This is a genomic window from Massilia sp. 01N410, from assembly GCF_056399665.1.
In genome coordinates, this window is sequence record NZ_JBFTRV010000005.1 from 107,638 (window position 1) to 130,510 (window position 22,873).

The 22,873-nt window shown below is 64.9% G+C and carries 21 protein-coding genes; 7 read left to right on the forward strand and 14 right to left on the reverse strand.

Annotated features, from left to right (window positions below; translation table 11 throughout):
* Positions 1 to 94: 94 nt before the first annotated feature.
* From dnaG to AC1DOP_RS08660, 4 genes are all read right to left on the reverse strand, one after another.
* Positions 95 to 1,897 carry a DNA primase gene (gene dnaG, locus AC1DOP_RS08645; protein ID WP_441934759.1) on the reverse strand — a complete coding sequence of 601 codons (1,803 nt, stop codon included), beginning with the start codon at positions 1,895 to 1,897 and terminating at the stop codon, positions 95 to 97.
* Positions 1,898 to 2,060: 163 nt separating this feature from the next.
* Positions 2,061 to 2,510 carry a GatB/YqeY domain-containing protein gene (locus AC1DOP_RS08650; protein ID WP_441934758.1) on the reverse strand — a complete coding sequence of 150 codons (450 nt, stop codon included), beginning with the start codon at positions 2,508 to 2,510 and terminating at the stop codon, positions 2,061 to 2,063.
* 136 nt (positions 2,511 to 2,646) lie between these two features.
* Positions 2,647 to 2,859: a 30S ribosomal protein S21 gene (rpsU, locus tag AC1DOP_RS08655; RefSeq protein ID WP_005665410.1), complete on the reverse strand. Its 213-nt coding sequence runs from the start codon at positions 2,857 to 2,859 to the stop codon at positions 2,647 to 2,649.
* Between the two features lie 117 nt (positions 2,860 to 2,976).
* Positions 2,977 to 4,203: a BaiN/RdsA family NAD(P)/FAD-dependent oxidoreductase gene (locus AC1DOP_RS08660; protein ID WP_441934757.1), complete on the reverse strand. Its 1,227-nt coding sequence runs from the start codon at positions 4,201 to 4,203 to the stop codon at positions 2,977 to 2,979.
* 113 nt (positions 4,204 to 4,316) lie between these two features.
* Here AC1DOP_RS08660 and AC1DOP_RS08665 point away from each other — a divergent pair, with 113 nt between their 5' ends.
* Positions 4,317 to 5,771, forward strand: a complete 1,455-nt coding sequence (locus AC1DOP_RS08665) for a ComEA family DNA-binding protein (RefSeq protein WP_477250780.1) — start codon at positions 4,317 to 4,319, stop codon at positions 5,769 to 5,771.
* 2 nt (positions 5,772 to 5,773) lie between these two features.
* Here the strand turns inward: AC1DOP_RS08665 and ybiB are convergent, their stop codons facing one another.
* Positions 5,774 to 6,748 (reverse strand): DNA-binding protein YbiB, encoded by a 975-nt coding sequence (gene ybiB, locus AC1DOP_RS08670; protein ID WP_441934755.1) that lies wholly within the window; start codon positions 6,746 to 6,748, stop codon positions 5,774 to 5,776.
* A gap of 142 nt (positions 6,749 to 6,890) precedes the next feature.
* Here ybiB and AC1DOP_RS08675 point away from each other — a divergent pair, with 142 nt between their 5' ends.
* The 3 genes from AC1DOP_RS08675 (at position 6,891) to AC1DOP_RS08685 (ending at position 10,033) form a co-directional block, all read left to right on the forward strand.
* Positions 6,891 to 7,949 carry a 3-deoxy-7-phosphoheptulonate synthase gene (locus tag AC1DOP_RS08675; protein WP_441934842.1) on the forward strand — a complete coding sequence of 353 codons (1,059 nt, stop codon included), beginning with the start codon at positions 6,891 to 6,893 and terminating at the stop codon, positions 7,947 to 7,949.
* Positions 7,950 to 8,051: 102 nt separating this feature from the next.
* Positions 8,052 to 9,089 carry a tRNA (adenosine(37)-N6)-threonylcarbamoyltransferase complex transferase subunit TsaD gene (gene tsaD / locus AC1DOP_RS08680; protein WP_441934754.1) on the forward strand — a complete coding sequence of 346 codons (1,038 nt, stop codon included), beginning with the start codon at positions 8,052 to 8,054 and terminating at the stop codon, positions 9,087 to 9,089.
* Between the two features lie 98 nt (positions 9,090 to 9,187).
* A complete protein-coding gene (locus AC1DOP_RS08685; RefSeq protein WP_441934753.1) occupies positions 9,188 to 10,033 on the forward strand; it encodes an endonuclease/exonuclease/phosphatase family protein in 846 nt (281 codons plus the stop codon).
* Here the strand turns inward: AC1DOP_RS08685 and AC1DOP_RS08690 are convergent.
* The 3 genes from AC1DOP_RS08690 to ybaK form a co-directional block, all read right to left on the reverse strand.
* A complete protein-coding gene (locus tag AC1DOP_RS08690) occupies positions 10,030 to 10,680 on the reverse strand; it encodes a DsbA family oxidoreductase (RefSeq protein ID WP_441934752.1) in 651 nt (216 codons plus the stop codon). The genes AC1DOP_RS08685 and AC1DOP_RS08690 overlap by 4 nt on opposite strands.
* Positions 10,681 to 10,988: 308 nt before the next feature.
* Positions 10,989 to 11,636, reverse strand: a complete 648-nt coding sequence (plsY, locus tag AC1DOP_RS08695; protein ID WP_477250781.1) for a glycerol-3-phosphate 1-O-acyltransferase PlsY — start codon at positions 11,634 to 11,636, stop codon at positions 10,989 to 10,991.
* A 76-nt stretch (positions 11,637 to 11,712) separates the two neighbouring features.
* Positions 11,713 to 12,204: a Cys-tRNA(Pro) deacylase gene (gene ybaK / locus AC1DOP_RS08700; protein ID WP_477250782.1), complete on the reverse strand. Its 492-nt coding sequence runs from the start codon at positions 12,202 to 12,204 to the stop codon at positions 11,713 to 11,715.
* A 38-nt stretch (positions 12,205 to 12,242) separates the two neighbouring features.
* Between ybaK and AC1DOP_RS08705 the strand changes: the two genes are divergently transcribed.
* The 3 genes from AC1DOP_RS08705 (at position 12,243) to AC1DOP_RS08715 (ending at position 17,690) form a co-directional block, all read left to right on the forward strand.
* Complete coding sequence (locus AC1DOP_RS08705) at positions 12,243 to 13,208, forward strand: endonuclease/exonuclease/phosphatase family protein (protein WP_477250783.1); 966 nt, start codon at positions 12,243 to 12,245, stop codon at positions 13,206 to 13,208.
* Positions 13,209 to 13,360: 152 nt separating this feature from the next.
* Entirely contained in the window at positions 13,361 to 14,569 is a 1,209-nt protein-coding gene (locus tag AC1DOP_RS08710) for an efflux RND transporter periplasmic adaptor subunit (RefSeq protein WP_477250784.1), read from the forward strand.
* Between the two features lie 4 nt (positions 14,570 to 14,573).
* A complete protein-coding gene (locus tag AC1DOP_RS08715) occupies positions 14,574 to 17,690 on the forward strand; it encodes an efflux RND transporter permease subunit (protein WP_477250785.1) in 3,117 nt (1,038 codons plus the stop codon).
* Between the two features lie 127 nt (positions 17,691 to 17,817).
* On the opposite strand, the gene AC1DOP_RS08720 is transcribed toward AC1DOP_RS08715, so the two are convergent.
* The 6 genes from AC1DOP_RS08720 to AC1DOP_RS08745 form a co-directional block, all read right to left on the reverse strand.
* Positions 17,818 to 17,994 carry a hypothetical protein gene (locus AC1DOP_RS08720; protein WP_477250786.1) on the reverse strand — a complete coding sequence of 59 codons (177 nt, stop codon included), beginning with the start codon at positions 17,992 to 17,994 and terminating at the stop codon, positions 17,818 to 17,820.
* Between the two features lie 71 nt (positions 17,995 to 18,065).
* Positions 18,066 to 18,971 (reverse strand): site-specific tyrosine recombinase XerD, encoded by a 906-nt coding sequence (gene xerD, locus AC1DOP_RS08725; protein ID WP_441934745.1) that lies wholly within the window; start codon positions 18,969 to 18,971, stop codon positions 18,066 to 18,068.
* Complete coding sequence (locus AC1DOP_RS08730; RefSeq protein ID WP_441934744.1) at positions 18,944 to 19,474, reverse strand: methylated-DNA--[protein]-cysteine S-methyltransferase; 531 nt, start codon at positions 19,472 to 19,474, stop codon at positions 18,944 to 18,946. Before AC1DOP_RS08730 ends, xerD begins: the two co-directional genes overlap by 28 nt.
* A gap of 273 nt (positions 19,475 to 19,747) precedes the next feature.
* A complete protein-coding gene (locus AC1DOP_RS08735) occupies positions 19,748 to 21,028 on the reverse strand; it encodes a TRAP transporter large permease (RefSeq protein WP_441934743.1) in 1,281 nt (426 codons plus the stop codon).
* Positions 21,025 to 21,591 (reverse strand): TRAP transporter small permease, encoded by a 567-nt coding sequence (locus AC1DOP_RS08740; protein WP_477250787.1) that lies wholly within the window; start codon positions 21,589 to 21,591, stop codon positions 21,025 to 21,027. Before AC1DOP_RS08740 ends, AC1DOP_RS08735 begins: the two co-directional genes overlap by 4 nt.
* Before the next feature lie 165 nt (positions 21,592 to 21,756).
* On the reverse strand, positions 21,757 to 22,761 hold the full coding sequence (locus AC1DOP_RS08745; RefSeq protein ID WP_477250788.1) for a TRAP transporter substrate-binding protein: 1,005 nt from the start codon (positions 22,759 to 22,761) through the stop codon (positions 21,757 to 21,759).
* Positions 22,762 to 22,873: the final 112 nt, after the last annotated feature.

The window sequence follows — 22,873 nt, forward strand, 5'->3', positions numbered from 1 at the left end:
AAATCGTTTCAAAGCTTGCAATAGTTAGCGTTTTATTATAGCACGCACCCCCATATTTTCCAGTCGAGAACACCCATGTCGCCCAGTAGGTCCATCAGGCAAATTTTGCGGGGGTGTCGTTCGCGGCTTCGCGCATCAAGAGGTCCTGCTGTGCTGTGATTTCACGATAGCGGGCACTCACCTGATCTGGGGTCAAGCCGGAAGAAAACAACTGGTTCAACTCCTGTTTTAAGACATCCATCTTGATTTGCCGCACAGCACTTATGATCCACACGCGGTCCGTGTCGATATCCGATTCGGGTTCCGAAGCGATCTCGGCGACCAGGTGATCGAACTCGGTGCTGGCTTCCTTCAACTGCTGGGACAAGGCCGCGAAGCTGGCGTTCGCTCCCAGCGCCTGGGCCTGGGCCACCAGCCAGCGCAGGCGGTCGGCCGGCTCGGCGCCGAAGTGATCGAAGGCGCGCAGCGCGGCTTCGTCGAGGTCCAGGGCCAGCGAAGGATGGGCCACCAGCATGCGCATGATCTGCAATTCCAGCCCGACCGGCTCCGGACGCCCCTGGCGCGGCGGCGCCTTGCGCGCGACCGATACCGGCTTGGACAGTTCGAACAACGCTTCGATCTCCGCCGGGGTTGACTGGGTCATGCTGGCCAGGCCGCGCACGATCTGCAAGCGCAGCGCGGTCGGCGCCATCGCCTGCAGCAGCGGCTTGGCCTCGAACTGGGCATGCGCCCTGCCCTCCGGCGTGTCGAGGTCGTGCTCGGCCGTGATTTCGCGCAGCAGGAAGGACGACAGCGGCATCGCCTCGTCGATCTCGCGGGCAAAGGCGTCGCCGCCGAACTCGCGCACATAGCTGTCCGGGTCGTGTTCCTGCGGCAGGAACAGGAACTTGATGGTCTTGTCGTCCGTCACTTGCGGCAGACAGGCTTCCAGCGCGCGCCGGGCGGCGCGGCGGCCGGCCTTGTCGCCGTCGAAGCTGAAGATCACGTTGTCGGTCTGGCGCAGCAACTTTTGCACGTGGGTACTGGTGCAGGCCGTGCCGAGCGTCGCCACCGCCTGCGGGAAGCCGAGCTGGGCCAGGGCGACCACGTCCATATAGCCTTCCGTCACCAGCACATAGCCGGCGTCGCGGATCGGCTGGCGCGCCTCGAACAGGCCGTACAGTTCCTGGCCCTTGTTGAACAGCGGGGTTTCCGGCGAGTTCAGGTATTTCGGTTCGCCGCCATCCATCACGCGGCCGCCGAAGCCGATCACCTGGCCCTTGGTGTTGCGGATCGGGAACATCACGCGTTCGCGGAAGCGGTCGTAGCGTTTCTTGTTGCCGCCGTCCTCGTCCACGCGGTCGATCACCAGGCCGGACTCGACCAGCGCGAGAGCCTCGTAGTCCTTGAACACCGAGCGCAGATTGTCCCAGCCTGCCGGCGCATAGCCCATGCCGAAGCGCGCGGCAACCTCGCCCGTCAGGCCGCGGCCCTTCAGGTAGGCGATCGCGTTCGGCGCCTGGCGCAGCTGGGCGCGGTAGTAGTCGCAGGCCTGGTTCAGCGCATCGGTCATCGCCAGAGACTGGGCCTGCTGGGCGGCGCGCTGGGCCGGCGGAATCTTGTCGTCCTCGTTCGGCACGACCATGCCGACGCCTTGCGCCAGGTCCTTGACCGCGTCGACGAAGCCCATGCCCGAGTATTCGATCAGGAAGCCGATGGCGGTGCCGTGCGCGCCGCAGCCGAAGCAGTGGTAGAACTGCTTGGTCGGGCTCACCGTGAAGCTGGGCGACTTTTCATTGTGAAAAGGGCACAGACCCATGTAGTTGGCGCCGCCCTTCTTCAGTTGGACGTAACGGCCGACCACATCGACAATATCAACGCGGTTGAGCAGATCGGTAATGAATGATTGCGGAATCACTAGATAGATAACAGTGTTTGTCTAAACGCAGACTATACCGCAGCGCTCGCTACAGGTTGATTTGCAGCAAGGCAACAGGGCATTGCCACCCTGAATCGGAGAAAGCTGACGCGGCCGTGGCAAAGACACCTCAGCCGCGCCAGCCGGCAAGCGCATCGACTAGTTACGCGCCCGCCAGCGCCTTCTTCACTTGTGCCGACACGGCCGTCATATCGGCGCGGCCTGCCAGCCTGGGTTTCAGGATACCCATCACTTTGCCCATGTCCTGCGGACCGGCGGCGCCGGAAGCAGCGACTGCGGCTTGCACTTCGGCGGCGATTTCCTCGTCCGACAGGCCGGCCGGCATATAGGCGGTCAGGATGCCCAGTTCCGCCTTTTCGATATCGGCCAGGTCCTGGCGGCCGCCGGCCTCGAACTGGGTGATCGAATCCTTGCGCTGCTTGATCATCTTTTCGACGACGGCGGTCACCTGGGCATCGTCCAGCTCGATGCGCTCGTCCACTTCCTTGCGCTTGATTTCGGCAAGGACGAGGCGGATGGTGGCCAGACGTCCGCTTTCCTTGGCGCGCATCGCGGCTTTCATGTCGTCGGTCAGTTGTGCTTTCAAGCTCATGGATTCTCCGTGTTCTTTTTGGATTGGGAAAAAGGCAAAACCCGCTGCGGTATCGACCGGAGCGGGCTTCGACATATTCAGGCCTCGAAAGCCGGGACTGGCACAGGCCGTCGCCGGATCAGGCAGCTGAATGGAATTAGTACAGCTTCTTCGGCAGCTGTTGGCTGCGGATGCGCTTGTAGTGACGCTTCACGGCGGCGGCCAGCTTGCGCTTGCGCTCTGCAGTCGGCTTCTCGTAGAACTCGCGTGCGCGCAGTTCGGTCAGCAGACCGGTTTTTTCGATAGTGCGCTTGAAGCGACGCATAGCGACTTCGAACGGCTCGTTTTCTTTAAGGCGGATAGTGGTCATGTAAAAATGAAACCGTTGGATTTAGGGAAGAACGAAATTCTAACAGCTTTTCAAGATGCGTGGTAGGTTTTCTCATCATGCCCCAGGCATGTCCCTGAATTGCCACACGTGGGGAAATCACTCGATGCTGGCGCCCGCCACATACCCGGAAGCCCAGGCCCACTGGAAGTTGTAACCGCCCAACCAGCCCGTCACGTCGACCGTCTCGCCGATGAAATACAGGCCCGGCACCTTGTTCGCCATCATCGTCTGCTGCGACAGTTCGCGCGTATCGACGCCGCCCAGGGTCACCTCGGCCTTGCGATAACCTTCCGAACCGGTCGGCACGATGGCCCAGCGGTTGATCGCATCGCCCAGCTTGCGCAGTTTGGCGTCGGCCATGTCAGGCAGGCGCGCGTCCGGGGCAAAGCCGTTGGCGATCAACAAACCTTCGGCCAGGCGCGCCGGCAGCCATTGCGACAGGATATTGCCGAGCTGCTTCTTCACGCTCGTCTTGGCAGCGATCAGCTCTTCGGCCACGTCGAGTTCGGGCAGCAGGTTCAGCACGATGGGCGTGCCCGGCTGCCAGTAGCTGGAAATCTGCAGGATCGCCGGGCCGGACAGGCCGCGGTGGGTGAACAGCAGGTCTTCGCGGAAGTGGCCGAATTTAGCTTCCCCTTTGGCGCCCTTCCCTTTCCTCGACCCCGTCTCGACCTCGACCTCCAGCGCAATGCCCGCCAGCGGCACGAAGGGCTGCCAGCTCGGGCCATCGAAGGTCAGCGGCACCAGGCCGGGGCGCGGCTCGATCAGCTTGAGGCCGAACTTCTTCGCGATGCGGTAGCCGAGGTCGGTGGCGCCGATCTTCGGGATCGACAGGCCGCCGGTGGCCACCACCACATTCGCGGCCCCGATATCGCCACTGTCGGTGCCGACGATGAAGGCGCCGTCTTCCAGCTGCTCCACACCGCTCACCTTGCAGGGCATGCGCCACTCGACGCCGCCGACCTCGCATTCGGCCTTCAGCATGCGGATGATCTGTTCCGACGAGTCGTCGCAGAACAGCTGGCCGCGGTGCTTCTCGTGGTGGGCGATGCGGTATTTTTTTACAAGTGTCAAAAAATCCTGGGCCGTGTAGCGCGACAGTGCGCTGCGGCAGAAGTGCGGATTCTCCGACAGGAAGTTCTGCCAGCCCGCATTGATGTTGGTGAAGTTGCAGCGGCCGCCGCCGGAGATGCGGATCTTCTCGGCCAGCTTGGCGGCATGGTCGACCAGCAGCACGCGCTTGCCGCGCTGGCTTGCCACGGCCGCGCACATCATGCCGGCCGCGCCCGCGCCGATCACCACCACATCGTATCGTCTTGCCATACCAACCGTCCCGCCCTGCCGACAAAAGACGAGATTGTAAGCCGGCAGGCCCATCCACGCATACATATCCGATTTTGAACACGGCGGCTCGACGGGACGTTATGCTTTCCGCCATGAACATCGTCCAGCGCTGCTTCCTGACCGCCGCCACGCTCCTGTCCATCGACGCCAGTGCCCAGGCCGCCGAACTCGGCGTGCTCGCTCCCGTCATCCAGGACAAGGTCGTCCTGATGCGTCCCGCTCCCGGCAGCGCCGGCCCGGCGCCGGTGGTGACCCGGGTCCGCGACGGCCGGCTCTACGAGGCCCTGCAGCGCGAAGCCGCCAGCGGCACGACCGCCGCCGTCCTCGCCCTGGACGAGCTGGCGATGAAGACCGCCGGCGCACCCGCCGGCACCACCTGGCTGTACCTGTCGCAGGAAGACGGCGGCTTCGCGCGGCGCGGCTTCTGGCTGCGGGAAGGCGGCGCCACCCGCTGGGTCGACGAAGCCATGGTCGACCTGGTGGTCGATGCCGGCAGCGTGGACGACGGCAGCTTCGAAGAGATCTTCGCCCACGAACTGGGCCACGTGATGCTGCGCCGCCTGCTCCCTGGCCTTCCCGCCGGCTATTCGCGCACGCCCCACCACAGCTTCAGCGTGACCGACCAGCAGACCGCCTTCGACGAAGGCTGGGCCACCCACTTCCAGGGCCTGGCGCGCCTGCTGACGCAAAACGCCCGCCTGCGCGCCCAGGACGCCGGCCTGGAAGGCAAGGCGGACACCGCGCTATGGCTCAGCAACCTGGACCGCACGATGCGCATCGACGGCATGCGCCGCAACTGGTTCGTCTACCGGCAAACGGCGCAGCCGGGCGTATCGGCGCAAGCCTTCGACCTCTCGCCGTCCTTCGACCCGGCCCGATTGAAGAGCGCGGCCCAGATGCTGGCCAGCGAAGGCGCCTTGTCCACCTTCTTCTACCGCCAGCTGGCCACGCCCGATGCGGCGGCCCTCGGCGCGCGCTATGCGCCGATGTTCCGTGCCCTGCATGCGATGTCGCGGGAAAAGCTGGACGCCGCGACACCGCTGCTGCCGCTGCTGGCGCGTACGCTGGCGCGGGAGGCGCCCGAAGATGGAAAACGCTTCATCGCCGTCCTGGCCGAGACCAGCCACGGCGCGCTGGTCTCGCCTGAACTGGCGGCCGCGAGCCAGGCCAGCTTCGCGCCCGCGCTGGCCGGCGACGGCGAGGCCTTCGTCCCCATGCTCAAGCCCTTGCGCACCCGCTTCGCGCAGGCCGTCGCCGAAACGCCAGCGCAGCCGGAGCGCCTGGCCCGCCACGTCAAGCCGGCGATCTGGCTGCTGGCCTCGCCCACGCTGGCAGTCGACCTGAACACGGCCGAGCGCCCTCACCTGCTGGCCCTCGGTCTGGACGAGAAGACGGCCGGTCGCGCCCTCGCCAGCCGGCGCAAGGATGGCGATTTCAGTAGCCTGGAAGATTTCAACACGCGTGTGAAAGCGGCGCCGGCGGCCGCACGCAGGCTCGCCGCTCAGCAGGAAGCGCTCAAGAAACTCGGCCCGAACCGGCGCGACTGAGTTCAGGCTGCGCGCAGCGCCGCCGACACCCGCAGGCAATGCGCCACCTGGGCCGCAATCGGCGCCGGCACCGGCTGTTCGCCGCGCAGGGCGCGCTGGATCCAGTCGGCGGTGGCGGCCGCGTCGCGCCCTTCCGGCGCCGGCGCCAGTTCATCCGCCGGCGGATCGCGCTCGGCCAGCAGGGTCTGCGTGCCGGCATGGAACCAGTCGATCTGCTGGGCGCGGTTGGCGTTCGCCACCGTCTCGCCCTCGGTGCCGCGCATCAGGAAGGCGTCGCCGCGCGCGGCCGGCGCCGCGTTCCGGAAGTACTCGGTCAGCATCGCCAGGTATTCGGGGTGGGTGTAGGAGACCAGGCGCAGCGCCGGCCCTTCGAAGGGCTGCAGGATCTTGACCAGCGTGTGCGTCGAATTGCGCACGCCGAGGATGCGGCGCAGCGAGAGCTGGTGGGCCAGCCTGGGCGCCAGGGTCTCGATGGGCATGAAGCAGGGCTTGCGCTTGCTGAAGGCGTCCAGCATGTCGGCGGTGGAACCGGTCGGGCCAATGCCCATCTCGGCCAGGATCTCGGCGGTGGTCACGCGTCCCGGGTCCTGCTGCACGCCGTGGATCAGCACCGGCACGCCTTCGCGCGCCAGCAGCAGGGCCAGCAGGGGCGTCAGGTTGGCCAGCTTGCGCGCGCCGTTGTAGCTGGGAATCAGCACCGGCGCATACGGTCCCGGCGGCGACGGCAGCGGCGTGAAGGAGCGCTCCGCCGCATCCATGAAGCCGGCGATCTCGTCCACCGATTCGCCCTTGATGCGCATCGCCAGCAGGATCGCGCCCAGTTCCAGGTCGGATACGCGGCCGTCCAGCATGGCGCCGTACAGCGCGCCGGCATCCTCGCGCGACATGCTGCGCGCGCCCTTCACGCCGCGGCCGATCTCCTTGATGAAATGGGCGGCCCGGAAGGGTGCGAGATCGGGTTCGTGATTGGTCGTCATGGCGATAGCATACCGCAGGCGCTTGGCGCGAATGCATCGGCGCCCGGCGAATTTTTCTCGCATTGCAGTGCAACATATGCGATTTCCGGCTAGACTGGTCCTCTTCCAACGACAACAACGCCCGGAAAATCGTCTAGCCATGCTGATCACGCCCGATATCGAAAATACCAACGTTACCTCGTTCGCGACCATGCCGTCCCCGGTCGAGCTGCACCAGAAGCTGCCGCTGACCGACACGGCCTTCACCACCGTGATGAAGGGCCGCGAAACCCTGCGTAACATCCTCGACCGCAAGGACAAGCGCCTGTTCGTGGTGGTCGGCCCCTGCTCGATCCACGACCCGGTCGCCGGCCTGGATTATGCGCGCCGCCTGAAGGCGCTGCAGGCCGAAGTGCTTGATACGATGGTGCTGGTGATGCGCGTGTATTTCGAAAAGCCGCGCACCACCACCGGCTGGAAGGGCTATATCAACGATCCCTTCATGGACGATTCCTTCCGCGTCGACGTCGGCATGGAACGCGCCCGCCAGTTCCTGCTCGACGTCTGCGAGATGGGCCTGCCGACCGCCACCGAAGCCCTCGATCCGATCTCGCCGCAATACCTGGGCGATTTGATCGCCTGGACCGCGATCGGCGCGCGCACCACCGAATCGCAGACCCATCGCGAGATGTCCTCGGGCCTCTCGACGCCGGTCGGCTTCAAGAACGGCACCGACGGCGACGTCAGCATCGCCGTCAACGCCGTGCTGTCCTCGTCCAGCCCGCACTCCTTCCTGGGCATCAACGGCCAGGGCGGCGTGTCGATCGTGCGTACCCGCGGCAACGCCTACGGCCACGTGGTGCTGCGCGGCGGCGGCGGCCGTCCGAACTACGATTCGGTGTCGGTGGCGATCGCCGAACAGGCGCTCAGGAAGGCCAAGCTCCCGGCCAACCTGGTGGTCGACTGCTCGCACGCCAACAGCTACAAGAAGCCGGAACTGCAGCCGCTGGTCATGTCGGACGTGATCCAGCAGATCAAGCACGGCAACCAGTCGCTGGTGGGCGTGATGATCGAATCGAACATCGTCAGCGGCAACCAGCCGATTCCGGAAGACCTGTCGCAGCTGCAGTACGGCTGCTCGGTGACCGACGGTTGCATCGGCTGGGAAGATACCGAGGCGATGCTGCGTGGGGCGCACAAGGAACTCTTGCAGCGGCCTTGACGTTCGCATAACGCTGGCGTCCGCGTGGGCACGGTGTCCTCGCCGGCCGCGTCCACCCTACGTTACAATGGCGGATTGTGCTTTCCCACTTCCGCTATTCCCATGATTGTCCTCGGCGTCGAATCCTCCTGCGATGAAACCGGCCTGGCTCTGTACGACACGGAGCGCGGGCTGCTGTCCCATGCCCTGCACTCGCAGGTTGCGATGCACGAGGAGTACGGCGGCGTGGTGCCGGAACTCGCCTCGCGCGACCACATCCGCCGCGCCCTGCCGCTGCTCGAACAGGTGCTGGCCCAGGCCAACCTGCCGAAGGAGCGCATCGACGCCATCGCCTATACCCAGGGTCCGGGCCTGGCCGGCGCCCTGCTGGTCGGCTCCTCGGTGGCCTGCAGCCTGGCGCTGGCGCTGGATAAGCCCGTGCTCGGCGTGCACCACCTCGAGGGCCACCTGCTGTCGCCGCTGCTGGCCAGCGAGCGCCCGGAATTCCCCTTCGTCGCCCTGCTGGTCTCGGGCGGCCACACCCAGCTGATGCGGGTCGACGGCGTCGGCCGCTACACGCTGCTGGGCGAAACCCTGGACGACGCCGCCGGCGAAGCCTTCGACAAGTCGGCCAAGCTGCTGGGCCTGGGCTATCCGGGCGGACCGGCGATCTCGCGCCTGGCGGAATTCGGCGATCCGGAAGCGTATAAACTGCCGCGGCCGATGCTGCACTCGAAGGATTTCAACTTCAGCTTCTCGGGCCTCAAGACCGCCGTGCTGACGGTGGTGAAGAACAGCCGCTCCGGGATCGCCAACATCTGCGAGCAGGACAAGGCGAACATCGCGCGCGGCTTCGTCGATGCGATCGTCGACGTGCTGACCGCCAAGTGCGTGTCCGCGCTCAAGCACACCGGCCTGAAGCGCCTGGTGATCGCCGGCGGCGTCGGCGCGAATCGCCAATTGCGGGAGTCGCTGAACGCGGCGGCGGCGAAGAAGAAGTTCAAGGTCTACTATCCGGAGCTGGAGTTCTGCACCGACAACGGGGCGATGATCGCCTTCGCCGGCGCGCTGCGGCTGGAGCGCAATCCGGCGGCCGCGAGGCATGACTACGGCTTCAACGTGCGTCCGCGCTGGCCGCTGGACGAGATCGAAGCCGCCTGAGAAATGTGAACTTGCAAGCTTGATATTGATCCTAACGTGTGACCTTTCGGCCCGAATAGATGGCAATATCGGGCAGTCGAGTTTTACGGAGGTATCGAATGCGCATCGTCAGCTGGAATATTCACTGGGGCTGCGGGAAGGACGGGCGCATCCGGATCCACGCCATCATCGACGTGCTGCGCAAGCTGAATCCGGACGTGATCTGCCTGCAGGAAGTCGCGGCAAACCACCCGGAACTCGAGGGCAGCGCCACCGCCAGCCAGTTCAAGCAGCTCGGCGGAGCGCTCGGCGGCTTCCACATGATCGAACAAGCGCCGAGCGAAATCTACCGTAACAACCTGCCTCGCCAGTTCGGCAATATCCTGCTGTCCAAGTACCGCATCACCCAGGCCCAGCGCCACATGCTGCCGTGGCCGGCCGCGCCGGAATACCCGTCAGGCATGCCGCGCGGGCTGATCGAAACCGTGCTCGACGCGCCCGGCGGCAAGCTGCGCGTGCTGACCACCCACCTCGAGTACTATTCGCCGCCGCAGCGCCGCGCCCAGGTGGCGCGCATCCGCGAACTGCATGCGGAAGCCTGCGCGCGGGCCGCGATCTACCAGCCCGAGCCCGATCTCGACCCGCCCTTCCAGCTGGGCTTCCGGCCCGGCACCGCCATCTATTGCGGCGACTTCAATTTCACGCCGGAGTCGGAGGACTACCGCGCACTGCTGGCACCACCCGGCGATGGCGTCCTGCCCCTGGTGGATGCCTGGAAGGTCCGCCACGGCGCGATGGCGCGGGCGCCGACGGCCGGGCTGCACGGCTACCCGTGGCCCGACCGCGCGGAGTGCTACGACTACTTTTTCGTGACCGAGGACCTGGCGCCGCGCGTCGTGGAGCTCAACGTGCAGTCCGAGACCGCGGCCTCGGATCACCAGCCGGTCGTACTCGATTTGACCTAGACCGTTTCTTCCTGCTGCGCCAGCTGGCGCAGCGCCTGCTCGAACACCTCGGGCGGCTGGCCGCCGGAAATCAGGTGGCGCTCGTTGATGACGATCGCCGGTACCGAACGGATGCCGGCGCGCTGCCAGTAGTACTCGCGCTGGCGCACCTCGTCGGCAAAGCTGTTCGACTCCAGCACGGCGCGCGCCTGCTCCTGGTCGAGCCCCGCCTCGCCGGCGGCCCGCACCAGCACTTCGCGCGAACTGGGGTCCTCACCTTTCGTGAAATAGGCTTCGAACAGCTTTTCCTTCAACGCGCGCTGGCGGCCTTCGCCCTGGTTCTCGGCCCAGTGCAGCAGGCGGTGGGCGTCGAAGGTGTTGTAGATGCGGCCACGCTTGCTCATGTCGAACGTGAAGCCGACATCCGCGCCACGCTGGCGGATCATCTCGCGCGACTGCTCCTGCTGGGCCGGCGTGGATCCGTATTTTTCGGTGATGTGTTCGAAGATGTCCTGCCCCTCGGGCCCCATGCCCGGGTTCAGCTCGAACGGCTGGAAATGGATGTCCGCCTGGACCTCGCCGGCGACGCGCTCGAGCGCCTTCTCCAGCGATTTCAGGCCGATCGCGCACCAGGGGCACGATACATCCGACACGAAATCGATTCTCATTTGCTTGCTCACGACTCACCACCTTCCTGGAATTGGCGCCGCCATTCATGCGGCCTGGGACATATGGTGACACATCGAACGAAAGCAGGCAGCGCGTGCACGAAAACGCCCCGTCAAAAATTCGGGGTCAGAGCACTTTTTCAGGAAATGGCCAGCGCGCAAACAGCGCCACCGGATGGCCCGCAAAAACAAAGCCCGGCCACGCGCAAGTCGCGGCAGGGCTTGAGAATGCTGCTCAGGAGCCATTGCTGAGAAAAGTGCTCTGACCCCGAATTTGCCTGAAAAAGTGCTCTGACCCCGAATTGGGGTTATTTTTTCCTGGCGGTGGCCTTGGTGGCTGCGGCCTTGCTGCCGATGCGCGATTCTTTGCCGGCCAGCAGGTTGGAGATGTTCTTGCCGTGGCGGTAGAGCAGGAGTGCGCTCATGATGACGACGGCGAACAGTTTTTCGTCCGCGCCGAACAGCAGGCCGTAGTAGAAGGGTGCGAAGACCGCGGCCACCAGCGCCGCCAGCGAGGAGTAGCGGAAGGCGTAGGCCACCACCAGCCAGGTCACCAGGGTCGCCAGGCCGAGCCAGACGTTCAGGCCCAGCAGCACGCCGAGCGCCGTGGCCACGCCCTTGCCGCCGACGAAGCGGAAGAATACCGGCCACAGGTGGCCGACGAAGACCGCCACCGCCACCAGGGCGACGCCGCCGTCCTCGACGCCGAAGCGGTCGCCGAAGTGCACCGCCAGCCATACCGCCAGCCAGCCCTTGGCGCAGTCGCCGATCAGGGTGGCGATGGCGGCTTTCTTGCTGCCGCTGCGCAGGACGTTGGTCGCGCCCGGGTTCTTGGAGCCGTAGGTGCGCGGGTCGGACAGGCCGAAGGCGCGGCTCGCCACGACCGCGAAGGAGATCGAGCCGATCAGGTAGGCCGCGATGGTGAAAACAATGGTGTAAATGGTCGAGCTGTCCATGCTGTTTCTTTCTTATATGGCTTGCGCCGGCAATTGCTCAGGCGCGTGGAATATACACCATCGGCCGAGCTGAACGCTAATCCGCCAGGGCGCATTGCACCGGCCTGGCCTTCAGCACCTCGACCAGCGCCTTCGGATCGATCCCGATCAGGAAGCCGCGCCGGCCGCCATTGATATAAATCCTGGGCAGGGACAGGATGCTCTCCTCGACGTACACCGGCATCGCCTTGCGCACGCCGAACGGCGACGTGCCGCCGACCAGGTAGCCCGAATGGCGCTGCGCCACCTCCGGCTTGCAGGGCTCGACCGACTTGCAGAGGATGGCGCGCGCCAGGTTCTTGGTCGATACCTTGCGGTCGCCATGCATCAGCACGATGAGAGGGCGCGCCGCCTCATCCTGCATCACCAGGGTCTTCACGACCGCGTGCTCGTCCACGCCCAGTTCGCGCGACGATACCGCGGTCCCGCCATGCTCCTCGTACTCGTAGGGATGTTCGGAAAATACGACCCCGTTCTTGCGCAGGAACTGCGTTGCCGGGGTCTCTGAAATGTGCTCTTTCTTGGCCATGCGTGTTACGCTAAAAACAAACGGAGGAGTTGCTTATTATGCAGCAAGAAATTCGCTTTGCCACCTTCAATGTCTGCAACCTGGCACCGCCGGGTGCGCGGCTGTACGAGAACCTGGAACCGAGTACGCCGGAAGAGTACGAAGCGAAAATCGCCTGGACCGCACACCAGATCGACATGCTGGGCGCCGACGTGATCGGCTTCCAGGAAGTCTTCTCGCAGGCCTCGCTGGCGGAGGCCCTGTCGCGCACCCGCCGCTACCGCGAAGCGATCCACGTCGGCTTCGACCCCGATCCGGGCGCCGAGAAGCTGACGCCCAGCGTCGCCCTGGTGTCGCGCCTGCCGCTGGCCGACGCCCCCGAATCCTTCCCCTATTTCCCACAGGGAATTGCGATGCCGCCCGGGAACCGCGACCCGGAGCGCTTCACCCGCGCGCCCCTGCACGCGGCGATCGAGCTCCGGCCCGGCCTGGTGGCCGACGTGGTGGTCGTGCACCTGAAGTCGCGCCGCCCGGACTACCGCGCCAGCGACACCGGCGACGATCCCCAGCTGTTCGCGCTCGCCTCGCTGCGCTCGCTGATCCGGCGCGGCACCGAAGCCGCCGCCCTGCGCGTGCTCCTGTCGAAGCTGGGCCGCGAACGCCACCGCCCGCGGGTGGTGCTGGGCGATTTCAACGACGTCGCCGACGCCGTCACCACCGGCATCGTGCTGGGCATCGGCGCCCCCAGCGGCGACCGCCTGTACGACGCCTGCCAGCTGCAGCGCCGCCAGGACCGCCTGCGCCATGTCGGCTTTTCCAACTTGCATGAAGGTCAATACACGACCATCGACCACATCCTCGTGTCCGGGGAATTCAATGGCGAACTGGCGGGTGCGCTGGGAGAAATCGTCGACGTGGTCTACCTGAACGACCACCTCGACCTGGGCTTGCCGGAAGCCTCCGACCATGGGCAGGTGCTGGCGCGGCTGCGGCTGTTCGAGACCGGCCAGCCCGGCGATGCCTGACTGATTGTCCGGACACGCCAATCGTACAGACGTCCGATCCGCCTTTTCGACGTTTCGTCGGTCCGATTGCACGGCTCGTCGCATTCCGATAGCTGTTCGTCATCCCCATCCTTATTCTCTCATCACGCGAATAAGAGACCGGACCATCCGCCATGAAGATCGAATCCCTGCCGCCGCTGGCGCCTCCCCCCGTCGAACCGAAATCCGCGCGCCGCCGCTGGCGCGTGCCCGTCATCGTCCTTGCCGTGCTGGCCGTCGCCGGCGGCGGTTATGCCTACACGCACAAAGGCAGCGCCTCTCCCGCCCCGGCGCCAGCGGCGGCGGAGAAGAAGGCCACCGTGCACGAACTGTCGGCGCGCGACATCGCACGCGTGGAGGCGCGGCCGCTGGCGGTGACGCTGCCCCTGTCCGGCTCCCTCACCCCGCTAGCCCAGGCCACGGTCAAGTCCAAGGTGTCGGGCGTGGTGCTGCAGACCACGGTGCAGGAAGGCATGAACGTGACGGCCGGCCAGGTCATCGCGCGCCTGGACGACAACGAGGCGCGCGCCCGCGTCGCCCAGCAGCAGGCGGCCTTGAACGAGGCCTCGGCGCGCCTGGCGCTGGCGAAGAAGAACATGGCCAACAGCGCCGCCCTGCTCAAGCAGAACTACATCGCCCAGAACGCCTTCGACACCACCGCCAATGCGGTCGACCTGGCCCAGGCCTCGGTCGATGCCGCGCGCGCCCAGCTGGAACTGGCGCGCATCTCGCTGGCGGACACCGCGATCCGCGCGCCGATCTCCGGGGTGGTCAGCAAGCGCCACGTGCAGGCCGGCGAGAAGCTGTCGCCGGACAGCCCGGTGTTCTCCATCGTCGACCTCAAGCAGCTGACCCTGGACGCCCAGGTGCCGGCCTCCGACATTCCGCGCATCAAGGTAGGCCAGGAGGTGCAGTTCAAGGTCGACGGCTTCGGCGAGCGCAATTTCGCCGGCAAGGTCGTGCGCATCAATCCCGCCACCGAGGCGGGATCGCGCGCGATGCTGGTGTATATCGGCGTCGACAACCCGGACGGCGTGCTGCGCGCCGGGATGTTCGCGAAAGGCATGGTCACCACCGAGAAATCGGCGCCCCATGCCCTGTTACCCCTGCTGGGCGTGCGCAAGGAAGGCGGCCGCGACGTGGTCTACCGCGTCGACGGCGGCAAGGTCGAGGCCAAAGCGGTCACGCTCGGCCTGAAGAACGAGGACGACGGCCTGGTCGAGGCGATCGACGGCATCGATCCCGGCGCGCTGGTACTGGCCGTGAAGCTGGACGGCGTCAAGCCGGGCGACAAGGTCAAGCTGCCGGAAGCCACCCCGGCCACCCCGGCGAAGAAAGGCTGAACCCATGTGGATCACCCGTATCAGCATCAAGCATCCCGTCTTCGCGACCATGGTGATGGTCGGCCTGATGGTGCTCGGCCTGTTCTCCTACCGCAGCCTTGGCGTGGAAAGCATGCCGAACATCGAGATCCCGGGCGTGTGGATCGAGACCAATTACCCGGGCGCTTCGCCGGAACAGGTCGAGAACGACGTCACCCGGCCGATCGAGGAAGCGGCCAACACCGTCGGCGGCATCAAGACCATCCGCAGCAGTTCCTGGGAAGGCCGTTCGGGCGTCGGCGTCGAGTTCCAGCTGAACGTCGACATGAACCGCGCCGTGCAGGACCTGCGCGACCGCATCAGTACCTTGCGCGGCGGCTTCCCGCGCGAAGTCAAGGAACCCGTGGTCTACCGCCAGGAGAGCGAGAACGCGCAGCCGGTGCTGCAGGTGGCGCTGCTGTCCCGTGAGCGCAGCCTGCGCGACCTGTCGATGCTGGTCGACCAGGTGATCGTCAAACGCATCCAGGCGGTGGCCGGAGTCGGCCAGGTGCGCATCAACGGCAAGCAGAACCGCCAGGTGCTGGTCGACATCCGTCCCGACCAGCTGCGCAGCCTGAACGTCGGCATCGACGAAATCATGGCCGCGATCACCGCCACCAACGCCAACCTGCCGGCCGGCCGCATCAGCCACGGCGAACGCGAGAACCTGGTGCGCATCGAAGGCAAGATGAAGGAAGCGGCCGACTTCCGCCGCATCATCGTCGCCAAGCGCGCCAACGGTCCGATCTACCTGCACCAGGTGGCCGAGATCAGCGACGGCGCCGCCGAAGAGCAATCGATCTCGCGGGTGGACGGCCAGCGCGCCCTGTCGCTGGAAATCGCCAAGGTCCAGGACGCGAATACCGTCGAGGTCGGCGTCAACGTCAAGAAGGCGATCGAGGCAATGAAGCAGACCCTGCCCAAGGACGTCGAGTTCCGCATTCTCGACGACGTATCAAGCAGGGTCCAGCACCAGGTCGACAACGTCAAGGAGACCATCGTCGAGGGCGCGGTGCTGACCATGGTGATCGTGTTCCTGTTCCTGCATTCCTGGCGCAGCACGGTGATCACCGGCCTGACCCTGCCGATCTCGGTGCTGGCCAGCTTCATCGCCATGAAGTACTTCGGCTTCACGCTGAACTTCCTGACCCTGATGGCGCTGTCGCTGTCGATCGGCCTGCTGATCGACGACGCCATCGTGGTTCGCGAGAACATCGTGCGCCATCTCGGCATGGGCAAGAGCCACGCCAGGGCCGCCGAAGACGGTACCAACGAGATCGGCCTGGCGGTGATGGCCACGACCTTCGCGATCGTCGCCGTGTTCGTGCCGATTGCCTTCATGAAAGGCATCATCGGCCGCTTCTTCCTGCAGTTCGGGATCACGGTGGCGGTGGCGGTGCTGGTGTCGCTGTTCGTCAGCTTCACACTGGACCCGATGCTGTCCTCGGTGTGGCCGGACCCGGTCAAGGATCGCTTCAAGTATGTCCCCTGGCTGGGCCGCCTGATGGCGCGCATCGACGTCGGCATCGACCGTGTGCACGGCTGGTATGCGAAGGTGCTGGGCTTCTCGCTGGCCTGGCGCAAGTCGACCCTGGCCTTCGCCTTCGCGGTGTTCGCCGGCAGCCTGCTGCTGGTGCCGATGATCGGCGGCGAATTCGTGCCCCAGGTCGACGACGGCTACGTCCAGCTGAACTTCAAGGTGCCGGTCGGCTCCAGCCTCGACTACAACGACGCCAAGGTCCGCCAGATCGAGGCCGCGCTGGGCGAGTTCAAGGAAATTGATAACATGCAGACCGTGGTCGGCGCCTGGGACGGCCGCCATACCTCGGCGATCAACCTGAAGCTGACGGACGTGCGCAAGACCCACCGCCGCTCGCAGCAGGAAATGGAAAAGGTGATCCGCGACCGCCTGGCCAGCATCGCCGGCGTCGAGATGACCGTCGGTAATCGCCCGATCTCCATCGCCATCCTCGGCAGCAACGAGGCGAATCTGGACAAGGTCGCGCACCTCCTGATCGACAAGATGAAGAAGATCAAGGGCGTGGCCGACATCCAGTACAGCCAGGAAGGCGCGAACCCGGCCACCATCGTGAAGATCAACCAGGAACTGGCGACCGACCTGGGCCTGTCGGTACAGCAGATCGGCGCCGCCCTGCGTCCTTTCGTCGGTGGCGACCAGACCAACCGCTGGCTGGCGCCGGACGGCCAGAACTACGAGGTCAACGTGCAGCTGCCGAAGTCGGGCCGCCAGAAGGTGGCCGACCTGGCCGACCTGTCGGTCGCCTCGAGCAAGCTGGACGCGGCCGGCAATCCGATTATGGTGCCGCTGCGCCAGGTGGTCGAGTTCGTGCCCTCGACCAGCCCGCAGGTGCTCAAGCGCCAGGCGCTGGAACGCCGTGTGGCGATCAATGCCGGCCTCGAGAACCGTCCGTTGGGCGACGTCATGAAGGACGTGAACGCGGCAATGAAATCCATCGACCTGCCGGAAGGCGTGCGCTTCGACGTTGGCGGCCAGTCGCAGCAAATGGACGAGACCATGGGCGGCTTCGCCATCGCCCTGGGTATCGCGATCATCTTCATCTACCTGGTGCTGGCCTCGCAGTTCGGCAGCTTCCTGCAGCCGGTCGCGATCATGATGTCGCTGCCGCTGTCGCTGATCGGCGTGCTGCTGGCCCTGCTGGTCACGAAGAGCACCTTGAACATCTTCTCGGTGATCGGCGTCGTGATGCTGATGGGCCTGGTGACCAAGAACGCGATCCTGCTGGTGGACTTCGCCAACCAGGGCCAGCGTGAAGGCAAATCGCAGTTCGAGGCGCTGATGGAAGCCGGCCAGGTGCGCCTGCGCCCGATCCTGATGACGACCCTGGCGATGATCTTCGGCATGCTACCGATGGCGATCGGCCTGGGCGAAGGCGCGGAAAACCAGGCGCCGATGGGCCGCGCGGTGATCGGCGGCGTGATCACCTCGACCCTGCTGACCCTGGTGGTGGTGCCGGTGGCGTACACCTACCTGGACAGCTTTGGCAAGCGGGCCAAGCGGTGGTTCCAGAAGGGGCATGAGCTTGAGGCGGAGGCTGGTCCGGCCGAGGGGCAGGCGATCTGAGCACGTAAGTTTGCACGTCATTCCCGCGTAGGCGGAATTAGTGCCACTGGCACTAATTCCGCCAAGTTCGGCGATCTGCCAACAAGCTTGGGTCCCCGCCTTCGCGGGGACGACGTTCATGCGCCAACTAAGCCGAATCCCGCTCCGGCTCAGCCAGTTCCGCCGCATCCTCGTCGGGAGAAGCGCTACCCTCCTCCCCCTTGTGCTGCTTGGCCTCCAGCTTGCGCTTGGCCTTTTCCTCAGCCTTCTTCTTTTTCTCCAACTCACGTTGCCGTTTTTCATACTGGAAATTGGTCTTGGCCATGGTGTCCTCGTGCGTGTGGGAAGGGTATTACTAGACCATTATGACTCACCAGACCCGCCAGGTCTTGAGAATTAACCACGCGGGTGGTGCTGGGCGTGCAGGTGCTTCAAACGCTCGCGTGCTACATGGGTGTAGATCTGGGTCGTCGAAATGTCCGAATGTCCCAGGAGTAGTTGCACCACGCGCAGGTCGGCGCCGTGGTTCAAGAGGTGGGTGGCGAAGGCGTGGCGCAGCGTATGCGGCGACAGCGGCGCGGTGATGCCGGCCCTGGCCGCATGTTTCTTGATGACGATCCAGAACATCTGGCGCGTCATCGGTCCGCCGCGGCCGGTCACGAACAGGGCGTCGTCCATCTGCCCGTTCAGGATCACGCCGCGCGCCTCCTTCATGTAGCGCTCCAGCCAGTGGCGCGCCTGCTCGCCGAAGGGCACCAGCCGGGTCTTGCTGCCTTTACCCGTGATGCGCAGCACGCCGTCGTTCAGGCTCAGCTCGACCACTTTCAGTGTCACCAGTTCCGATACCCGCAGGCCGCTCGCATACATCAGCTCGAGCATGGTGCGCTCGCGCAGGCCCAGCGGGGTCGAGACGTCCGGCGCGCTCAAGAGGGCCTCGACCTGGGCTTCGGAGAGGGTGTGCACGAAGCGGGTCGGTTGCCTGGCCGAAGCCATGTTCAGGCAGGGGTCGTGGTCGATGCGGCGCTCGCGCAGCGCCATCTGGTAGAAGCGCTTCAGTACCGACAGCCGCCGGTTGGCCGAGCTGGGCTTGGTGTCCTCGTGGCGCTCGGCAAAGTAGGCGGCGATGTCCTGCGGCTGCACCGCGTGCAGGTCGCTGCGCTCCGGACGCCTGGCCTCGAGCCAGCCGGCGAACAGGCGCAGGTCGCGCCGGTAGGCATCCAGCGAATTCCTGGCCAGTCCGTGCTCGAGCCAGAGGGCGTCGCAGAAGCCGTCGATCAGGGAAAGATTGATTGCTGCTGCCATGGGACGTCGGCGGGGAGCGCACCTTCGTGGCGCAGCAGCCAGCGCTTGACCGTGAGCGTGAAGCCGTGTTCGTCGTCGCTGCTGGCAAAGCCGCCCAGGCCGCCGGCCGCGGTGACGCGGTGGCAGGGAATCACCAGCGGGAACCAGTTGGCGCCGCAAGCCTGGCCTACCGCGCGCGGATGCGACTCGAGCAGCTTGGCGACCTGGCCGTAGGTACGCACGCTGCCGCGCGGGATCGCGCAGATGGCTTCCCAGACGCGGCGTTGGAATTCGCTGCCGGCATCGACCAGCGGCAAGTCGAAACGGAAATCGGCGTCGGCGACATAACGCACGACCTGCTCGGCGGCCTGTTCGGCCACCGCATCCTGCGGCGCTTTTTCTTCGTAATGCGGCGGCAGGTAGACCAGCTCGCGCACGCGTTGATCTTCCGTACGGATGCCCATCGCCCCGAACGGCGCCGCGACGATGGCGCTGAAAAGCTCGCTGCCCTGTTGTGTGTTCATTGATCCAGTGTAGCAAAAAAAAACGCACCCTCGTGAGGTGCGTTTTCAGTATGGGTCACGTTTGCGGCCACTCGGTCAATGCCGGCGGCATCTATAAAACGTGCGTCTCCTCATCATTCTCCGGTATTCCAATGCTGGATTACCGCTTTTTTGCTTCTCCCCAAAATTCGTATCCGGGCTTTCGAACGCACCATGGTGGTGCCAAAGCTGCGCCATCATAACGCATTCGAATAAGAATAGCGTAGTTTTTTATATACATTCACGAAATATATGTCAGCCATAAACCATTCTCGGAAGCCATAAGGAGATTGCCGGGACATAGGTTATCAACAGCAGGAAACCAATCATCGTCAGCAGCCAGGGCATCACGGCCACCGTCAGCTCGGAAATGCCCATCTTCGTGATGCCGGAGGCGACGTACAGGTTCAGGCCCACCGGCGGATGGCACATGCCGACTTCCATGTTGACCACGATGATGATGCCGAAGTGGACCGGGTCGATGCCCAACTGGGTCGCGACCGGGAAGAGGATCGGCGCCATGATCAGCACGATCGACGATGGCTCCATCACATTGCCGGCCAGCAGCAGCAGCAGGTTCACCACGATCAGGAAGCCGATCGGACCCAGGCCCTGGCCGGTAAGCCAGCCGGCCATCGCCTGCGGCACGTTCTCGCTGGTCATCAGGAAGGAGAACAGCACGGCATTGGTGATGATGTACAGGAGCATCGCCGACATCGCCGCCGAATCCAGCAGCACCTTGCCGACCTGCTTCAGCTTCAGGTCCTTGTAGACGAACACCGCGATCACGAAGGCGTACACCGCCGCGATGCCGGCCGCTTCGGTCGGCGTGAACACGCCGGTGTAGATACCGCCCATCACGATCACGATCAGGAACAGGCCCCAGGCACTGCGGCGGAACGCGGTCCAGCGCTCGACCCAGGTGGCGCGCGGCATGCGCGGATAGTCGTGTTTCTTCGCCAGGAACCAGGTCGTCAGGCCAAGCATGAACGCCAGCAGCAGGCCGGGCACCACGCCCGCCATGAACAGCTGGCCGACCGAGGTATTGGTCGTGACCGAGTACATCACCATCACGATCGACGGCGGGATCAGGATGCCGAGCGCGCCCGAGGTCGTGATCACGCCGGCGCCAAAGCGCTTCGGATAGCCCTGCTTGACCATGGCCGGCAGGATGATCGAGCCGATCGCCACCACGGTCGCCGGGCTGGAACCCGATACTGCGGCGAACAGCGCGCAGGCGAACACGCCGGCCAGCGCCAGGCCGCCATGGAAGTGGCCGACCATCGAGGTGGCGAAGTTGATCATGCGCCGCGCGACCCCGCCGTGGGTGAGGAAGTTACCCGCCAGGATGAAGAGCGGGATGGCCATGATCTCGAAGTTGTCGATACCGGTGAACAGCTTCATCGCCACCGACTCGATCGGCACGTGCGTCATGGTGAACAGGAAGGTCAGCACCGTGAGGCCGAGCGCGATCGAGACCGGCATCCCGGTCAGCATCAGCAGGATCAGCAGGACAAAGATAATGGCGGCGTTCATGAGGATTTCCTTGCTTCTTCGATTTCGTCGTCCAGGCCTTCGACGTAGGCGTGGTCATGCTTCGGCAGTTCGCCATTACGGATGAAATGCCAGGTCACCTGCAGGAAGCGGAAGCACATCAGCCAGGAACCGAGGGGCAGCGCCAGGTAGACGATCCACATCGGGATTTCCATGTCGGGCGAGGTCTGCGCGGTGCCGGCCATGCGGTAGACGAAGCTGGCGCCGAGGGTGCCGATGATGCCGGTGAACAGGGCGCCGGCCAGCAGCGCCAGCACGATGAGCTTGTTGCGCCAGCGCTCGGACAGCCGGTTGACCAGCACGTCGACGCCGACGTGGATGCCGGTGCGCACGCCATATGCGGCGCCGAACTTGGCCATCCACACGAACATGATGGTGCTGAGCTCCTGGGCCCAGCTGGTATTCAGGGAAATGAACCAGTCCTGCAGCCCGCCAAGGGGCAGGCCGGACAGGTAGCGGTGCAGCACCGCGATGAAGATGATGAAGGTGGCGCCGGCCATCAGGCTGGCGATGAGCCACTCTTCGAGGCGATCGAGGATTTTCATTTTGGCTTTGGGCGAGGACGCGACAGCCGTCGTTCCCGCGGAAGCGGGAACCCATGCTGAAGCTCCGGCTGCCGCACTGGCGGATCAACCGTCACGACTTCGGCAGCTCGGTATGGGTCCCCGCCTTCGCGGGGACGACGTGGGTTTATGCGGGCGACGAGGTTCTTACTGCACCGACGCAGTCGCCTTGTTGATCGAATTGATCAGATCCTGGCCAACCCGGTCCGCCATCTGCTTCTGCACCGGCAGCAGGGCCTTGCGCCATGCCGCCTGCTCTTGCGGGTTCAGGTTGTAGATGGTGGTCTTGCCCGCCTTGCGGATGGCTTCCAGGGCCTGGTCGTTGTCCTGCTGGGCAATCGCCTTTTCGTACTTGGTGGCGTCGTTCATGGCCTGCTGCAGCTGGGTGCGGATGTCGGCCGGCAGGCCGTCCCAGAACTTCTTGTTGACGATGACCGCATAGCCCAGGTAGCCGTGGTTCGAGACCGTCACGTGCTTCTGCACCTCATGCATCTTCTGGGTGTACATGTTCGACGGCGGGTTCTCGGTACCGTCCACCACGCCGGTCTGCAGCGCCTGATAGACTTCCGAGAAGGCCAGCGCCTGCGGGTTGGCGCCCAGCGCGCGCATCTGCGCGTCCAGCACCTTCGAGCTCTGGATGCGCATCTTCAGGCCGCGGAAATCGGCCGGCATGTGCAGCGGCTTGTTGGCCGACATGACCTTGAAGCCGTTGTCCCAGTAGGCCAGGCCGGTGATCCCCTTCGGCTCCAGCTTCTGCAGCAGGCTCTTGCCGATCGGGCCTTCGGTCACGGTGTACAGCGCGGCCTTGTTCGGGAAGATGTACGGCAGGTCGAAGACTTCGAATTCCTTCACGCCCAGCGGACCGAACTTGGCCAGCGAGGGCGCCAGCATCTGGACCGCGCCCAGCTGCAGGGCTTCGAGTTCTTCCTTGTCCTTGTACAGCTGGCTGTTCGGGTAGACTTCGACCTTGACCCGGTGATTGGTCATCTTCTCGGCCAGTTCCTTGAAGCGCTCGGCGGCACGGCCTTTCGGCGTGTCGGTCGCCACCACGTGGCTGAACTTGATGACGATGGGGGTCTGGGCCGCTGCGCTGAACGCGAAGCCGGCGCCGGCGACCAGGGCAAGTGCTGCCACGACGGATTTGATCTTCATGAGTCTCCTCTCCAATAAGAATAGGTTTTATTTTTTTATATTTGCCACGAGTCTGCTGAGCTTCTTAACAACAAGCTATTGTGGAAAACCACAATTGTTCGCTCAGCAATAA

Coding starts and splice junctions, on each gene's coding strand:
- AC1DOP_RS08650 (WP_441934758.1), bottom strand. CDS start 2,510: ATGAGCTTGAAAGCACAACTGACCGACGACATGAAAGCCGCGATGCGC.
- rpsU (WP_005665410.1), bottom strand. CDS start 2,859: ATGACCACTATCCGCCTTAAAGAAAACGAGCCGTTCGAAGTCGCTATG.
- AC1DOP_RS08660 (WP_441934757.1), bottom strand. CDS start 4,203: ATGGCAAGACGATACGATGTGGTGGTGATCGGCGCGGGCGCGGCCGGC.
- AC1DOP_RS08665 (WP_477250780.1), top strand. CDS start 4,317: ATGAACATCGTCCAGCGCTGCTTCCTGACCGCCGCCACGCTCCTGTCC.
- ybiB (WP_441934755.1), bottom strand. CDS start 6,748: ATGACGACCAATCACGAACCCGATCTCGCACCCTTCCGGGCCGCCCAT.
- tsaD (WP_441934754.1), top strand. CDS start 8,052: ATGATTGTCCTCGGCGTCGAATCCTCCTGCGATGAAACCGGCCTGGCT.
- AC1DOP_RS08685 (WP_441934753.1), top strand. CDS start 9,188: ATGCGCATCGTCAGCTGGAATATTCACTGGGGCTGCGGGAAGGACGGG.
- AC1DOP_RS08690 (WP_441934752.1), bottom strand. CDS start 10,680: ATGAGAATCGATTTCGTGTCGGATGTATCGTGCCCCTGGTGCGCGATC.
- plsY (WP_477250781.1), bottom strand. CDS start 11,636: ATGGACAGCTCGACCATTTACACCATTGTTTTCACCATCGCGGCCTAC.
- ybaK (WP_477250782.1), bottom strand. CDS start 12,204: ATGGCCAAGAAAGAGCACATTTCAGAGACCCCGGCAACGCAGTTCCTG.
- AC1DOP_RS08705 (WP_477250783.1), top strand. CDS start 12,243: ATGCAGCAAGAAATTCGCTTTGCCACCTTCAATGTCTGCAACCTGGCA.
- AC1DOP_RS08710 (WP_477250784.1), top strand. CDS start 13,361: ATGAAGATCGAATCCCTGCCGCCGCTGGCGCCTCCCCCCGTCGAACCG.
- AC1DOP_RS08715 (WP_477250785.1), top strand. CDS start 14,574: ATGTGGATCACCCGTATCAGCATCAAGCATCCCGTCTTCGCGACCATG.
- AC1DOP_RS08720 (WP_477250786.1), bottom strand. CDS start 17,994: ATGGCCAAGACCAATTTCCAGTATGAAAAACGGCAACGTGAGTTGGAG.
- xerD (WP_441934745.1), bottom strand. CDS start 18,971: ATGGCAGCAGCAATCAATCTTTCCCTGATCGACGGCTTCTGCGACGCC.
- AC1DOP_RS08730 (WP_441934744.1), bottom strand. CDS start 19,474: ATGAACACACAACAGGGCAGCGAGCTTTTCAGCGCCATCGTCGCGGCG.
- AC1DOP_RS08735 (WP_441934743.1), bottom strand. CDS start 21,028: ATGAACGCCGCCATTATCTTTGTCCTGCTGATCCTGCTGATGCTGACC.
- AC1DOP_RS08740 (WP_477250787.1), bottom strand. CDS start 21,591: ATGAAAATCCTCGATCGCCTCGAAGAGTGGCTCATCGCCAGCCTGATG.
- AC1DOP_RS08745 (WP_477250788.1), bottom strand. CDS start 22,761: ATGAAGATCAAATCCGTCGTGGCAGCACTTGCCCTGGTCGCCGGCGCC.